General features: G+C 25.8%; 17 protein-coding genes. 13 read left to right on the top strand and 4 right to left on the bottom strand.

Going from position 1 to position 15,522, the window contains the following annotated elements; genetic code table 11:
* The first annotated feature begins 252 nt into the window (after positions 1-252).
* The gene (locus tag HUJ77_RS01635; protein ID WP_291706826.1) at positions 253-1,059 is read left to right on the top strand and encodes a Cof-type HAD-IIB family hydrolase; all 807 of its coding nucleotides are present in this window, start codon (positions 253-255) and stop codon (positions 1,057-1,059) included.
* Between the two features lie 176 nt (positions 1,060-1,235).
* Entirely contained in the window at positions 1,236-2,567 is a 1,332-nt protein-coding gene (locus HUJ77_RS01630) for an MATE family efflux transporter (RefSeq protein ID WP_291706825.1), read from the top strand.
* Between the two features lie 158 nt (positions 2,568-2,725).
* Here HUJ77_RS01630 and HUJ77_RS01625 read toward each other — a convergent pair whose 3' ends face one another.
* Positions 2,726-4,336 carry an ATP-binding cassette domain-containing protein gene (locus tag HUJ77_RS01625; protein WP_291706824.1) on the bottom strand — a complete coding sequence of 537 codons (1,611 nt, stop codon included), beginning with the start codon at positions 4,334-4,336 and terminating at the stop codon, positions 2,726-2,728.
* A gap of 231 nt (positions 4,337-4,567) precedes the next feature.
* On the opposite strand from HUJ77_RS01625, the gene HUJ77_RS01620 reads away from it, so the two are divergent.
* Genes HUJ77_RS01620 through HUJ77_RS01610 form a run of 3 tightly spaced genes read left to right on the top strand, consistent with a single transcriptional unit; the run spans position 4,568 to position 6,555 of the window.
* A complete protein-coding gene (locus tag HUJ77_RS01620; RefSeq protein WP_291706823.1) occupies positions 4,568-4,930 on the top strand; it encodes a GntR family transcriptional regulator in 363 nt (120 codons plus the stop codon).
* A 3-nt stretch (positions 4,931-4,933) separates the two neighbouring features.
* Positions 4,934-5,809: an ABC transporter ATP-binding protein gene (locus tag HUJ77_RS01615; RefSeq protein WP_291706822.1), complete on the top strand. Its 876-nt coding sequence runs from the start codon at positions 4,934-4,936 to the stop codon at positions 5,807-5,809.
* A complete protein-coding gene (locus tag HUJ77_RS01610; RefSeq protein ID WP_291706821.1) occupies positions 5,809-6,555 on the top strand; it encodes a hypothetical protein in 747 nt (248 codons plus the stop codon). The genes HUJ77_RS01615 and HUJ77_RS01610 overlap by 1 nt, the downstream gene beginning before the upstream one ends.
* Positions 6,556-6,693: 138 nt before the next feature.
* On the opposite strand, the gene HUJ77_RS01605 is transcribed toward HUJ77_RS01610, so the two are convergent.
* Positions 6,694-7,341, bottom strand: coding sequence for a hemolysin III family protein (locus tag HUJ77_RS01605; RefSeq protein ID WP_291706820.1), 648 nt, complete (start codon positions 7,339-7,341; stop codon positions 6,694-6,696).
* Between the two features lie 209 nt (positions 7,342-7,550).
* Between HUJ77_RS01605 and HUJ77_RS01600 the strand changes: the two genes are divergently transcribed.
* The 4 genes from HUJ77_RS01600 (at position 7,551) to HUJ77_RS01585 (ending at position 11,194) form a co-directional block, all read left to right on the top strand.
* Positions 7,551-8,135: a DUF1836 domain-containing protein gene (locus tag HUJ77_RS01600; protein ID WP_291706819.1), complete on the top strand. Its 585-nt coding sequence runs from the start codon at positions 7,551-7,553 to the stop codon at positions 8,133-8,135.
* Positions 8,136-8,146: 11 nt separating this feature from the next.
* The gene (locus tag HUJ77_RS01595; RefSeq protein WP_291706818.1) at positions 8,147-9,850 is read left to right on the top strand and encodes an ABC-ATPase domain-containing protein; all 1,704 of its coding nucleotides are present in this window, start codon (positions 8,147-8,149) and stop codon (positions 9,848-9,850) included.
* A gap of 109 nt (positions 9,851-9,959) precedes the next feature.
* Positions 9,960-10,742 carry a hypothetical protein gene (locus tag HUJ77_RS01590; protein ID WP_291706817.1) on the top strand — a complete coding sequence of 261 codons (783 nt, stop codon included), beginning with the start codon at positions 9,960-9,962 and terminating at the stop codon, positions 10,740-10,742.
* A gap of 98 nt (positions 10,743-10,840) precedes the next feature.
* A complete protein-coding gene (locus tag HUJ77_RS01585) occupies positions 10,841-11,194 on the top strand; it encodes a hypothetical protein (protein WP_291706816.1) in 354 nt (117 codons plus the stop codon).
* A 53-nt stretch (positions 11,195-11,247) separates the two neighbouring features.
* Here HUJ77_RS01585 and HUJ77_RS01580 read toward each other — a convergent pair whose 3' ends face one another.
* The gene (locus tag HUJ77_RS01580) at positions 11,248-11,895 is read right to left on the bottom strand and encodes a DUF305 domain-containing protein (protein WP_291706815.1); all 648 of its coding nucleotides are present in this window, start codon (positions 11,893-11,895) and stop codon (positions 11,248-11,250) included.
* 194 nt (positions 11,896-12,089) lie between these two features.
* Here HUJ77_RS01580 and HUJ77_RS01575 point away from each other — a divergent pair, with 194 nt between their 5' ends.
* Both HUJ77_RS01575 and HUJ77_RS01570 read left to right on the top strand, forming a co-directional pair.
* Positions 12,090-12,848, top strand: a complete 759-nt coding sequence (locus HUJ77_RS01575) for a hypothetical protein (RefSeq protein ID WP_291706814.1) — start codon at positions 12,090-12,092, stop codon at positions 12,846-12,848.
* Between the two features lie 22 nt (positions 12,849-12,870).
* Entirely contained in the window at positions 12,871-13,407 is a 537-nt protein-coding gene (locus HUJ77_RS01570; protein WP_291706813.1) for a sigma-70 family RNA polymerase sigma factor, read from the top strand.
* Between the two features lie 79 nt (positions 13,408-13,486).
* Here HUJ77_RS01570 and HUJ77_RS01565 read toward each other — a convergent pair whose 3' ends face one another.
* Positions 13,487-14,170, bottom strand: a complete 684-nt coding sequence (locus HUJ77_RS01565) for a YjjG family noncanonical pyrimidine nucleotidase (protein WP_291706812.1) — start codon at positions 14,168-14,170, stop codon at positions 13,487-13,489.
* Positions 14,171-14,467: 297 nt separating this feature from the next.
* Between HUJ77_RS01565 and HUJ77_RS01560 the strand changes: the two genes are divergently transcribed.
* Positions 14,468-14,755: a hypothetical protein gene (locus HUJ77_RS01560; RefSeq protein ID WP_291706811.1), complete on the top strand. Its 288-nt coding sequence runs from the start codon at positions 14,468-14,470 to the stop codon at positions 14,753-14,755.
* 150 nt (positions 14,756-14,905) lie between these two features.
* Positions 14,906-15,490, top strand: a complete 585-nt coding sequence (locus HUJ77_RS01555) for a TetR family transcriptional regulator (protein WP_291706810.1) — start codon at positions 14,906-14,908, stop codon at positions 15,488-15,490.
* Positions 15,491-15,522 lie beyond the last annotated feature (32 nt).

Raw genomic sequence — 15,522 nt, 5'->3', positions numbered from 1 at the left:
TATATGAAATTGTAAGAGAAATAATAAAGGTTAAAATTATTTTTCTGTTAAATATCATAGCAATCTCCTTAAATTAATTTTAGAATTAAATTTAGATAATTAGTTTCTTAATAATATCTATTATAATTATATTATAAAAATATAATGTGCATACTAAATATAAATAATATATAGTAATTTTACATATTGAAAAAATTAGAATAATAAATATGATATAATTTTCTAGAAGTATTTTCGGGGGAGTGGAAATGGATGAAATATTTAGCTTGTGACTTAGATGGAACTTTATTAAGGGAGGATCAAACTATAAGTAGAGAAAACTTAGAAGCTATAATAGGTTTTAAGGGAGAAGGAAATAAATTTGTAATTTCAACAGGAAGAGATGTAGAATCAATTTACAATTTATTTAAGGATTATCCCGAAATAGAGTATGACTATATAGTAGCTTGTAACGGAGCAATAGTATTAGATAAGAACAAAGAAGTTATTTTCAATAATTACATAAAACACGATTTAGCAGAAAAAATTATTAAGTCCTTTATAGATAGAGATGATATTTGTATTCATTTTGAAGCTGATGGACAACATTATTTAGTTAAATCTAAGGGATTAGAATATGAAAACAGTTTATCAGAAGACATTAAAGATATGCTAGTACGTTTTGAAAATAGAATTTCAATAGAAGATATATTTGCTAAAGAAAGAAAATATACATTTATAAGTGCTTTTTCCATTAATAAGGATATGGTAGTAGCAGAGGAAATAAAGAACTTATTAATTGAAAAACATGGACAAGAACTAGAGGCTTTTAGAAATCAATATTTTGTAGATATAGCGCCAAAGAATTGCTCAAAGGGAAATGGGCTAAGAAGTATACTTAAATTAGATAATATTAAAGAGGAAAATCTTTATGCTATAGGGGATTCCTTTAATGATGTATCTATGTTTGAACTAACAAAAAATAGTTTTACATTCCATCATGTTGAGGAAGAATTAAAAGGTATTGCACAAAGGTGTGTCTCAACTGTTGGAGAATGTATAGATACTATTATGAATTAATTCTTAGAGTATAGCTATTTACAATATTAGTATAATATTATAAAATTATATGAAATAAATAGTTAGAATAATAATATCGCCGGATATATTATTTAGATAACAAGCATTAGAAGTTTATGCCGTTAGGCCTTAGGGTATAAACAATCTAATGCTTTTTTTATTAAGGAGGATATAAAATGAAAGAATTAAAAGATAATATTTTAAGAGATTTTACAAAGTATGTATCTTTAAATGTAATAAGTATGATAGGACTATCCTTTTATATACTTGCTGATACATTTTTTATAGCAAATGGAGTAGGAAGCATTGGATTAACGGCATTAAATTTAGTTTTACCGTTATGGAGTTTAATTAGTGGATTAGGACTTATGATTGGTATAGGAGCTGGAATTAGTTATTCAATAAAAAGAGGAAGAAATAATGAAAGCGGAGCAAATAAAACATTTACTCATGCAGTAATAATGGGATTAGCTGTTGGAGCTATAATTACTATAATAGGTATAATATTTTCTAATGAAATTGTAGTAATTTTAGGAGCTGATGAGGTGGTAGCACCTTTAGCAAGTGAATATCTAAAAACATTATTATCATTTTCTTCTGTTTTCATAGTAAATTATATAATTACAGCCTTTGTTAGAAATGATAATGAGCCAAATTTAGCTATGATTGCAATGCTTTTAGGAAGCTTAAGTAATATAGTTTTAGACTATATATTTATATTTCCTTTTAAGCTTGGAATGTTTGGAGCAGCTCTTGCAACAGGAGCTACACCAATATTAAGCTTAGTAATATTATCACTTCATTTTATTAGAAAGAAAAATAACTTTAAGCTAGTTAAGTGTAAATTTAGGCTTCCTTATATAAGGAATATAATATCTTTAGGAATACCATCATTTATTACAGAATTTTCATCAGGAATAATAATTTTATTATTTAACTTTACTATATTAAAAATATCTAATAATACTGGAGTTGCTGCTTATGGGGTAATTGCTAACTTAGCACTTATAGTAGTTTCAATATTTACAGGGATAGCTCAAGGAATTCAACCTATAATTAGTAAGAGCTATGGAGAAGATAAAGTTAAAAATATAAAAAGTATTTTTAAGTATGGAGTAATTACATCTACTATTTTAGGGCTTGGATGCTATTTAATTGGAATAGGATTTTCAGAGAAAATAGTGAATTTATTTAATAGTGAAGGAGATGAATTATTACTTTCAATGGCTGTTGTTGGAATTAATATTTATTTTAGTGCCTTTATTATAATGGGTATAAATATAGTAATTACATCGTTTTTTGCCTCAATTAATGAAGGAAGGCAATCATTTTTTATATCGGTACTAAGAGGATTGATTATAATTATTCCACTTATATTATTTTTACCTAAGTTTTTTGGAATGACGGGAGTTTGGATTACAATTCCATTAACTGAAGTTGTGACTTTAGTAATTAGTTTTAAGTTATATTTCAAATATAAAAATAAACATTTAATAGAAAATAATTAAAAAAATTAGATTTAAAAAGAAGGAGATATTTGAATATGAATTTGGAGGAGAAAAATATATAGAGTATAGAATTATAGCAGATTTATAAAAATAGCTATATCTAATAAATTATATTAGATATAGCTACATTATTCTTTTAAAAGTATTCTTATATTAGCTTACTTAGTTTTACCTGAGAATTCTAAGTATTCATCATATGTCATAGTTCTATCAACTATTGAACCATCTTCTTTAATATCAATTATTCTATTTGCTATAGTTTGAATAAATTGATGGTCATGAGAAGCGAATAAAACTACGCTCTTATAATCTTTTAAGCCGTTATTAACAGCAGTTATAGATTCAAGATCTAAGTGGTTAGTAGGTTGATCTAAAATTAATACATTAGCATTTGTAAGCATCATTCTAGATAACATACATCTAACCTTTTCTCCTCCTGATAATACGCTAGCTTTCTTTAATGCTTCTTCTCCTGAGAATAACATTCTTCCTAGGAATCCTCTTAAGTAAGATTCAGATTGTTCTTCAACAGTTTTTCCAGCATATTGTCTTAGCCAATCAACTAAGCTTAAATCAGAGCCTTCAAAGAATTCAGTATTATCTTTAGGGAAGTAAGAACTAGTTATAGTTATACCCCATTTAAATTCTCCACTATCTGGTTCCATTTCGCCAGTTATTATTTTAAATAAAGTTGTTATAGCAATTTCATTGTCTCCAACGAAAGCAATTTTATCATCTTTATTAATTCTAAAACTAACATTATCTAAGACCTTAACTCCATCAATAGTCTTAGTTAATCCTTCAACAGTTAAAATTTCATTACCAACTTCTCTTTCAGGCTTAAATCCAACGAAAGGATATCTTCTGCTTGATGGTTGGATATCATCTAAAGTAATCTTATCTAATAACTTCTTACGAGAAGTTGCTTGCTTAGATTTAGAAGCATTCGCACTAAATCTTGCGATAAAGTCTTGTAATTCCTTAATTTTTTCTTCTTTCTTCTTGTTTTGATCCTTTGACATCTGAAGAGCTAATTGGCTTGATTCATACCAGAAGTCATAGTTACCAACGTATAATTTGATTTTTCCAAAGTCAACGTCAGCCATTACAGTACATACTGTATTTAAGAAGTGTCTATCATGGGATACTACTATTACAGTTCCTTCAAATCTTAAAAGGAAATCTTCTAACCAGTTAATTGATTGTATATCTAAGTGGTTAGTAGGCTCATCTAGAATTAATATTCCAGGATTTCCGAATAAAGCTTGGGCTAAAAGAACTTTAACTTTTTCAGAACCAGTTAATTCACTCATTTTCTTATAGTGCATATCAGTTCCGATTCCTAAACCTTGAAGTAATGAAGATGCATCTGATTCAGCTTCCCATCCATTCATGTCAGCAAATTCACCTTCTAATTCAGAAGCTCTTATACCATCTTCATCAGAAAAGTCTGGCTTTGCATATAAAGCATCCTTTTCTTCCATTATTTCATATAATCTTTTATTACCCATAATTACTGTTTGTAAAACTTCAAACTCATCATAAGCGAAGTGATCTTGTTTTAAAACAGACATTCTTGTATTAGGAGCTATACTTACATCACCTGTATTTGGTTCTATTTCTCCAGATAATATTTTTAAGAAAGTACTCTTACCAGCACCATTAGCACCTATAACACCATAACAATTACCAGGATTAAACTTTATATTTACGTCTTCGAATAGCTTACGGCCACCAAATCTTAAACTTACGTTTGATACAGTTATCACTAAAAACCGACCTCATTTCTAAAATTATTCATTTCGTTATTATATCATAAAGTAAACATAATTTCATTGAAAGACAAAATAATATTTAGAAAATTTAATGGAAATTAAGTAAATAATTTATTTGATATATATTGACAAATATAACCAGAAGATATATAGTTAATTACATAAGTAATGAACCAAATAACAAAAGATACATATATTATATTATAAAGTTTAAAGGAGGTAGCTATGAATTTAGATTTTTCTAGTGAAATACCTATTTACATTCAAATAGCTCAATTAATAGAGGATGGCATATTAAATGGAGTTTATAAAGAAGATGAAGTGATACCATCAACAACGGAAATATCAGTAAAATTTAAAATTAATCCAGCAACAGTAGCAAAGGGATTTAATTTGTTAGTAGATGAGGGAATTATTTATAAAAGGAGAGGTGTTGGAATGTTTGTTTCAAGTGGAAGCAAGAAAGTATTAATACAGAAGAGAAAAGATAGTTTTTATTCTAATTATATAGTTTCGTTAGTTGAAGAAGCGAAGAAACTTAATATATCTACAGAAGATATCATAGATATGATTAGGAAGGGGGAATAGATAATGTCATTAATAAAAATATCTAATTTAACAAAGGAATACGGAAAGCATAGAGTTTTAGATAAGGTTTCATTAACTATAGAAGAAAATAAGATATACGGATTATTAGGAAGAAATGGAGCAGGAAAAACAACACTTTTAAATCTTATAACTAATAGAATTTTCCCAAGTGAAGGGACTATAGAAATAGACGGAGAGAATGTAATTGAAAATAGTAATGCATTAGGAAAATCTTATTTTATGACAGAGCAAGATTTATATCCTGAAGGAATGAAGATTAAAGATATATTTAAGTGGACAAAAGAATTTTATGAAGGTTTTGATATGGATTATGCCTTAAATTTAAGTGAAAAGTTTGGACTTAATATTAATAAGAAGTTTAAAGAATTGTCTACTGGATATTCATCAATTTGCAAAATAATCACAACTTTATCATCTGGAGCTGAAATATTACTTTTTGATGAGCCAGTTTTGGGGTTAGATGCCAATCATAGAGATATGTTCTATAAGGAACTAGTTTCTAATTATATTGATGAACCTAAAACTATAGTTTTATCAACTCATATTATAGAAGAAGTTTCTGATATTTTGGAAAAAGTAATAATAATTAAAGATGGAAAGGTACTGGGAGATAAAGAAGTAGAAAGCTTATTAGCAGAAGCTTATTTAGTATCAGGGCCAGCAGAAAAGGTTGATGAATATATAGAAGGTAAGAAGTGCATTAATACAGAATCTATATCAGGATTTAAGTCAGCAACAATTATAGGAAAATTAAATAATGAAAGTAAAATGCAAATAAGGGAATTAGGACTAGAAACATCAAAGGTAGAATTACAAAAACTATTTATCCATTTAACTGGAGAGGAGGAAGTTAAATAATGAAATTAAAATCTATAGTAAAATATAATATCAATAATTTAAAAAATTCAATTGGAATTTATTATTTAACCTTTATCACTATATGTTTAGCTTCAGTATTACTTTCAGGAGATGGTAATGTAAAATCTTCAGGAATAGAATTAGCATCAGTAATATTTTTATTTGTTGCAGGGCTAAATTTATTTAAAGAAAGCTTCTATTTTATGAAAAGTAATAATGTATCTAGAAAAGATTTTATATATGGAACAGCAATATCTATGATTCCAGTTGCTTTATTTATTGCAATTATAGATATAATAATTAATCGTATTTATAATATATTTATAAAATGCCCAACTCTTTATGATATGGGTTATGCTATTGGGAGAGGTCATTGGGATAACTCTGTTAATTGGGTGCAAAGTAATAGTATAATAACTTTATTTAATAGTATTCTTTTTCAAGCTTCATTATGTTTATTTGCAATTTCTTTAGGTTTCTTAATAACTATAATTTATTATAGATGTAATAAAGTTATGAAGGTAATAATATCTATTATCCCTGTTATATTATTTAATGGAGTGGGGATATTAGGGGCTGCATTATTTCCAAATTTAACTATGAATATATATAAGTTTGTACAATTTATATTTGGGATAAACCCTGTAAATGTATATGCTGCTATATTAACATTTACAGTAGTGTTTATGATATTTATAGGAATAGCAAGGCTTTTAACTAGAAAAGCAGTAATTAAACAAGGTTAGTATTAAATGTAAAATTTAAAATGAAGAATTAAGGAATAAACTCCTAATGGAGTTTATAAAAAAAGCTATTTAAGTAATCATAAACAAATTACTTAAATAGCTTTTTTATTAAAGAATTTTTTATATTCTCTTTAATTACTATATTAAATATATAAATACACTAATAAAGTGGCATAGGCTTCCTAGAATAATAAATATATGAAATATCTCGTGAAAACCAAATTTACCTAATTGTAGTTTTTTTGGTTTAAGAGCATAAATAACTCCACCTACTGTATAAAGTACTCCACCAAAAATTAATAAGAATAAACTAATAGGATTTAATACTTGAGATAAAGGTTTTATCATAAATATTGCAGCCCAGCCTAAACCTATATAAAGAGAGGTTTGAAGCCATCTTGGGCAGTTAAACCAAAGCATTCTAAATAAGATACCGAATATTGCAATAGAAGTTATAACTGTAAAGAAAACAGTCCCTCTTGAGCCTCCAAGTGCAATTAAGCTAAAGGGTGCATAAGAACCAGCTATAAGTATAAAAATCATAGAGTGATCTAATTTTCTTAATGTAAAAATAATTTTATCACTAGTTATAACACCATGATAAGTTGCAGATACACTATATAACAAAATTAAACTGATGCCAAAGATTACAACTGAAGCAATTGTGACAGTAGATGAATTGTTAACAATACCTTTTACTAGCATTGCAATTAAAGCAAAAACCGAAAGAATTGCACCAATTAAGTGGGTTAAACTATTAATAGGTTCTCTTAAATACTTTTCCAAAATCAACACCTCTTTCATATAGTTTTAAAAACTACATATTGTTATTTATATATTAATAAAGTGTATTTAAAAAGTCAAAGTTGAAAATATCTTAATATTATTAGAAAAGTGATTAAATTTATTAATTTTCTTGAATTATCTGTTAATTCCTAGTATATTTAAATATAGACACATTAATAAGTAGTTTACAAAACTACATGGAGGAAATTATGGATAAAAACGAATTAATAGAGAAATTTAAAGAATTAAATTTACAAAATCAATTAACTTTAGAAGAAATACCAGAGTTAGATTTATATATGGATCAAGTTACTCAGTTATTTGATAGTAAGTTTAATGAAAGCAAAAGAACTGAAGATGATAAGGCATTAACAAAGACTATGGTAAATAATTATGCTAAAGGTAAATTATTAATGTCTATAAAAAATAAAAAGTATAGTAAGGAGCATTTAATATTAATGAGCCTTATATATAATTTAAAAGGTGGATTATCTATCGGTGATATAAAGAGTTCATTAAATAAAATAGTTAAAACCTTCGAAGATGGAGAAAAGTATCCAATAAGAGAATTATATAGTTTATATTTAAAACAATATAATGAGGATTTAAAAGATGTAGAAAAAACTATAGAAGAAAAAAATAATAATATTGAAAGTAATGTAACAAGTGAAAATATAGAAGAGGATGAAGAATTCCAAAAGAACTTTTTACTACTTAGCTCTTTTATTAATATGAGCAATATGTATAGAAGAATGGGAGAAAAGTTAATAGACGAATATTTTAATAAGCTATAGGAGGTATTAATATGAAGAATTCTATAACTTTAAAAAATGAACTTCAAAGGATAGATGGAAGAGGATATAAGGCATATAAAGATTTACAAGGGCAATATGATTTTAATAATTATATTTTAAGTATAGATCATGTTCAAGGAGATCCTTTTGCTTCACCTTCAAGAATAAGAATTATTATTAATAAGAATAAAGCAAGATTTCCAGAAGAATTAATAGATGAAAATTATAAAAGAATTGCAGTTTCTGATTTTTTAACTAGATTATTTTATTTTAATATAAATAAGTTTAGTGAAAAGATATTTGTCTCTGGTAAAAGTGGATTAATTTCTATAAGTAGATGTCCACAACAAATATTAGAGAGAACATCAGTCATAATAAATAAAGATAATATAGAAGCTAGATTTTATGCTGGATTTCCTGCAAAGGGAAGAACAGTTTTGTCTAGGGAATTAAAAAAGATTTTATATAATGTTATACCAAGCATAGTGGAAAATACATTAATATATGAAAATATTAATAAAAATAAATTGATAAATAGAATTAAATTAGCTGAAGATCAAAAGTATATTAGAAGTGAAATTAAGAAAAGAGATTTAATTGCTTTTATAGCTAATGACTCAATACTTCCTAGAGAAAGTGGAGTTTCACAAAGACCATTAAAGAATGCATTACCTTTTAAGTCTCCAGAATCCTTAGAGGTAGAATTAAATTTACCTAATAAAGGCTTAATTAAAGGAATGGGAATTAAAAAAGGAATAACTTTAATAATTGGGGGAGGCTATCATGGAAAGTCTACTCTTTTAAATGCTTTAGAACTAGGCGTATATAATCATATTGAAGGCGATGGTAGAGAATTTGTAATTACTGATAATACTGCAGTTAAAGTAAGAGCAGAAGATGGAAGAAGTATTAAAAATACAGATATATCATTATTTATAGATAACCTTCCAAATGGTAAAGATACAATTAAGTTTACTACAGAAAATGCTAGTGGTAGCACATCACAAGCAGCTAATATAATAGAAGCTATTGAAGCTAAGGCAAAGGTTTTACTTATTGATGAAGATACATCAGCCACTAATTTTATGATTAGAGATGACTTAATGCAAAAATTAGTTTCTAAGGAAAAGGAGCCAATAACACCATTTATTGAAATAGTTAAGCCTTTATATAATCAAAAGGACATTTCAACTATATTAGTTATAGGTAGCTCTGGAGATTATTTTGATGTAGCAGATACTGTTATACAAATGGATAATTACGAAACAAAGGATGTTACAAAAGAAGCAAGGTCTCTTATGAGAGGTGAAATAAATAAGAGAATTAAGGAAAGAGATATATCTATAAATATAAACCTTAATAGAAGGCTTCAAAAGGGAACTATTGAAAGTACTTATAAAGGTGTAAAAATTAAAACTATGGGATTAAGTAGTATAAGTGTTAATAATGAGAATATTGATTTAAGAGCTGTAGAGCAAATAGTAGATAACGAGCAATTAAATGCTATTGGAGCTATTATGAAATGGATAGAAGATAATTTAATGAATAAAAATTTATCCCTAGAAGAAGCAGTAAATGAAGCTTATAATGAAATAAAAAGAAATGGAATAATTTCTTTAGATAAAGTTAAGGGTGGTTCAGGGAGTTTAGCATTACCTAGAAAGCAAGAAATTATGGCAGCCTATAGTAGATTTAGAAAATTAAAAATAACATAATTACTTTTTTACAATTATTTGATATAATGTAATTAAAAGTAACGTAACAATGTTTATTTAATATAAGCATTGTTTTGTTTTTTTATAAAAGTAGTTTAGGGGTAAGAAGATGGACACAGTAAGCAAAATTAATAAGGCATTAGATTTATTAAAAACAAAGTATTTAATGAAGTTTAAGCAAAAAGTATACTTAGGAAATAATTATAAGATTAATTACTTATTAGAAAGAAATAAAAATTCTAAAGAATTAATAATAGTATTTTCATCCTGCACTAAAGTAGGACAGAAGGCTAGATATAATTATATAAGAACTATTGAAGAATTTAAATGTAATAAATTATTTATATTAGATAACTTCGGCTTTGATGGAAGGGGAGCTTATTACCTAGGAAAAGATAATGACTTCATGATTGAAGAAGATGTAAAGAATTTAATAAAGAAGATATCAGATGAAATAAAACCAGAGAAAGAAATTTATATTGGATCAAGTAAGGGTGGCTACTCTGCCTTATACTTTGGAATGGAAAGAGAGAATTCTTATATAATAACAGGAGCTCCACAATATAATCTTGGTAATTATTTGAATCTTCCTAACCACAAAAATATACTTCAATATATTATGGGAGATTGCAGTGAAGAATCTATAGATAAACTTAATAACTTAATGAAGAATAAGTTGAATTTAAATAAAAGTAATAATAATAATATATATATTCATTACTCTACAGAGGAAGAAACCTATAATTCTGATATAAATCCTTTATTAAATGAATTAAGTAAAACTAATATAAATGCATATTATGATAAAAGATATTATAAGAGCCATGCTGAGTTGACATTATTTTTTCCAGAGTATATTAAACATTCTATAAGGAAAATAATAAATGCTTAATATATTAAAACTGTGAAATTATTGAATGAAAACAAGTGTATTGGTATAATTAGCTTTAGATTTGAAATAGATTGGGTATATATTTAGGAGGAATAGATATGTTAGAGGTAAAGCCTTTAGATGATGTAATGAGTCATTTTCAATTAATATTTATTGCATATATAGTATTATTTATTATAGTATGTATAAATTTTTATAAAGCAATAAGAGTTAGAAAAAACTTAATTAATAATAATGCAATTAGAAAATTAATAAATACTTATGACTTAATAATAGATGTTTTATGTGGAGTTGCCATGTATACAGGAATTTTATTTCAAGGTGTACTAGCTGATAATAATGCATTAAATTGGACCTTTTGGAATGACATATTAATAGGAATTTCAATTTTAAGCTTAATTATATTTATATTGAACATAGTAGTTGTTGTAAAAAAGAAAAAGGATTATTAATTATAAAGCAGATAAAATTGTCTAAGGCAAGTTTATCTGCTTTTTTTAATTTATTAGTTTAATAACAATGACTTCATTTCTTCTACACCTTTGCTCTGGCTAGAAACTATATTTTCAGCTAATTTTTTAAGTTCTGGATCTTGTGTGTATTTTAAGATGTTATTTGCCATTCCAATAGCACCTTCATGATGATATATCATTTCTTGAAGAAAGTTAACATCAGCATTATCTGTTATTATAGCATTTTCCATTTTCTTAAACATAGTATTTTTAACTTTATCATATTCATTTATATATTCTTTAGAATCAGCCTTACTTGAAGGCTTTTCTTTCTCAAACTTAGCTTTTAATTCTTGCATAATTGGAATTTCAGCGCTTTGAGAAGTAATAATATTTTCAGCAATCTTCTTAACTTCGGGGTTAGAACCATGTTTAACTATTGCTTTTGCCATATTTATACCACCTTCATGGTGAGGTATCATTTCTAAGACAAAGTCTAAGTTAACATTTCCTGTATTAGGTGCAGCATTCATTTCCTTTTTCATAGTTTTAAAGATAATATTATATTCATGATTATATCCTTGTTTTGAATCATTAGGTTTTGAAATACTAACATTAGTAGCAATAGCTTGATGATGAAAAATTATATTAGTATTTGTAAATGGTGCTATTATTAGTAGCGATAAAAGTATTTCTTTCATAAGTATCCTCCTAAAGTTTAATTCTGAATTAGTATTTCAAAAATAAAAGCAATATATACTTGAATGGATGCCAATAGATGAAGGATGACTATAAATTAATAAATATAAAATAAATTATATTTATTATTTAGAAATGTCCAAATATTAACATTGGATTTCGTATATAGTATAAAATAATTAAAGGAGCATTTGATATGAATGATAGACAAATGTTTAAAGAATTAAATGGAATTAATTATGATGATGAAGAAATTAAAGAGTATATTGATATTGCCAATATTGAAGAGAAGAAATTAAATAGTATAACAAAGGATGTAAAAACAAAGTTAGCAAAAAGCAAATTTAGAGAAGCTTGCATTTATGTTAAGGAAAGAATATTAGAAGAGGATGAAGTAATAGAAAAGATAATTAAGACTACTGATCCAGATATGCTTGCAGTTGCAACAACAGTAAATATGGCGGTTAATGCACCCTTTATTACTGGAGATGGATATTCTTTTAATGTACTAATGTTTTGTACAAATAAAAGAATTATTGAAGTTAGCGCAAATTATTATAATAGAATGCAAGGGATAAAAATATATAATAATGAAGAAATAAAGGAAATAAATGCAGGAGCAGATGTTAAGAAAAAATATAGATTTCATTTTCAATTATACTATAAGAAGAGTAAGGCATTGGCAATAGGAATAACATTATTGGCACTTATAGCAGCAAATGCACTATCAAAAATACTTTCATTTGTTTCATATATGTTATCAAATAGGTCAGAGTCAGTTGAAAAAGTAGTTTATTATATTTTAATAATTCCTATTGCGTATTTCTTTCTTACAAGAAGAAAACTTCAATCAGAGATTCTTATTGAGTTTACTAATGGTGACTTTAAGGACTTATTAATAAGAAATACAGATTGTGATGAAATACAAGAATATTTATCTAATAAATATAACTAATTTTCTATAGGGGGAAAGTGGTATGGAAGACAATGAGATAGTTTCGGGGTTAATAAATGGAGAGCAGTATGCATTAGATGATTTATCAAGAGCCTATGGAAAATTAATTTATGGAGTAATAAATAAAATACTTTATAATTTTTCAGAAGCAAATGATGTAGATGATTGTTTTAATGAAGTATTAATAGGTATTTGGAGAAATATAGATTGTTATGATAGTACAAAGGGAAATTTAAGGAACTTTTTAATTTCAGTAGCTAAGTATAAGGCAATTGATTATAAAAGAAAGATAAATAAAAGGGGAATAACTTTAGAACTTAATGAGGAGATTATATATACTGAATTTAATGAAAGTATAGAAGTGGATAATGAAGAATTTTATAAGTTATTAACAGATTTAAAAGAAGAAGATAAAAATATATTTATAAAAAGATATTTATTTGAAGAATCAGTAGGAAAAATATCTAGAGATTTAAAGTTAAGTAAAGAAGCAGTTTATAAGAGATTAAGTAGGGGAAAAGAGAAAATTAAAAAGCATCTAATGAAAGGATCAGAATAAGTAGTTTATAAATGTAAATGCCTATAGATATGCACCTTAATCTATAGGCATTTATATTTATATTATCTTTAAGTTAAGCTTATAGTAATTGAAGTAAATCCAATAAGTTTGATATCTCATATGTAGGTTTAATTGAAGTTGAATTTTTATTATTATTAAAGTTAATCCAACAAGTATCAATTCCAAAGTTTATGCCACCTTGTATATCAGAAGTTAAGCTATCTCCAATCATTAACACCTTACTTTTATCAGTATAATTTAAATTATTTAAAGCAATTTTAAATATTTCTGAATTAGGTTTTGACACCTTAACTTCTTCTGAAATAACTATTGTATCAAAATGCTTAGCTATAACAGATTGTCCTATTCTTTTAGATTGAACATCTTTAAGTCCATTAGTAATTACACCTAATTTATAATTAGTACTTAGCTTTTCAATTAATTCAACACTATCATTATATAAGAAGGAAGCATTAGATAAGTGTTTTATATAAGCTATAGAAAATTCTAATTCATCAAAGGGTACATTTATTTCCTTAGATAATCTTTTAAATCTATCAACCTTCAACTTTTCTTGAGTAATTAAGCCTTGTTCAAATTCTAACCAAATATTTTTATTTATTTCTTCATAAATTTTCAAATGATAGCTTTCATTATAATCTATATTAAATTCCTTAATGCTATTTTCAAAAGCTTGTTTTTCTGACTTCTTAAAATCGAATAAGGTTTCATCAGCATCAAATAATAAAACTTCATATTTCATATATAACCTCCCCTATATAGTCTATTATACTTTAAATAGTATAGTAAAATAAGTTAAAAATTTATAGTATTACTGATTTGAAAATAATATAACTTATATAAATTATTAACTATACGTTAACAAAATTATACTATAATATTTACTGATTATTAGAATGGGAGTACAATTAAATTATAGTAATACAACTTTTTTATGAGAAGGAACTGTATTTTATGGTGGAATTAAATAATAAATAATAGATGATACAAGTATTTAAAAAATAATCATAAAATCAATAAATTTACAGGAGGTTGTATAATGTTTAAGAGTATTTTTGGAAAAATGTTTGATTTTAATAATGATGGTAAATTGGATAGCTTCGAAAAGGCAGCTGCATTTGCAACATTTATGAGCATTTTGGAAGAAGAGGAGAAGAAGAAAGCTGAAAAGGCAGATTTATCTTTATCTTATGATGAAGATGAAGAGCTTGAAACAGAGATTGAAGAAGAAGGATTAGATTATGATGAATTATCATTTATGGATGAAGATGAAAGAAATGAAATTCTTGAAGAGCATGGTTTAGATCCAGATGATTATGATTTTTAAAATTATATATTATTAAAATTAAGGGGACTATGCATTCGTAATAACTGATAAATAGTTCTCTTAAATTATTATAGTAATTCATAAGAAAATTTTGGATATATTAGAGTTAATTGATATAATATTTATAGTTTGAATTTTAGAGGTGAAATAATGAGAGAATTAAAGGGGATAGAAGAAAAAATTTTAGATAAAGCATTATACCTTTTTGGTAAAAATGGAACTACTAATGTCCCTATTAGATCTATAGTTAGAGAAGCAGAAGTAAATGTTAGTGCAATAAATTATTATTTTAATAGTAAAGAAAATATGATGAATTATGTTAAGGAATTTTATTTAGAAAATATAACTCAAGCTTATTCGGCACTTTATGATGAAAGCCTTAGTGATGAAGAAAAACTTTTTAAGTGTTCTAATGAGATAATAGAATACTGTTTAAGATATCCAGGTGTTTTAGTGATGAATAAGGAGGCTTCATCTACCAAGGAAAAGAACGAAATGGATTTAAAAATAATTGAAAAATCAAATGAAGCAAATATAAAGCTATACAGTGTTTTAAAAAATGTACTTAATTGCAGTGAAGAAGATTTTAAATATAGAAAAGCAATATTTATGGCAGCTATCACTTATCCAGCTACTAATGAAGATGGAGATTATAATAAAGAAATAATATCTACTGTAGAAGAAAGACAGATTTATATTAAAAAATTAATAAGGTTATTAAAAGAAGAAAATTAGATAATAAAAATGTTCTATTGTTTAAAAACATA

This window comes from Clostridium sp., assembly GCF_021443865.1.
In the GTDB taxonomy this organism is placed as follows: Bacteria; Bacillota; Clostridia; order Clostridiales; family Clostridiaceae; genus Clostridium.
This window is presented reverse-complemented; position numbering and strand designations above follow the sequence as displayed.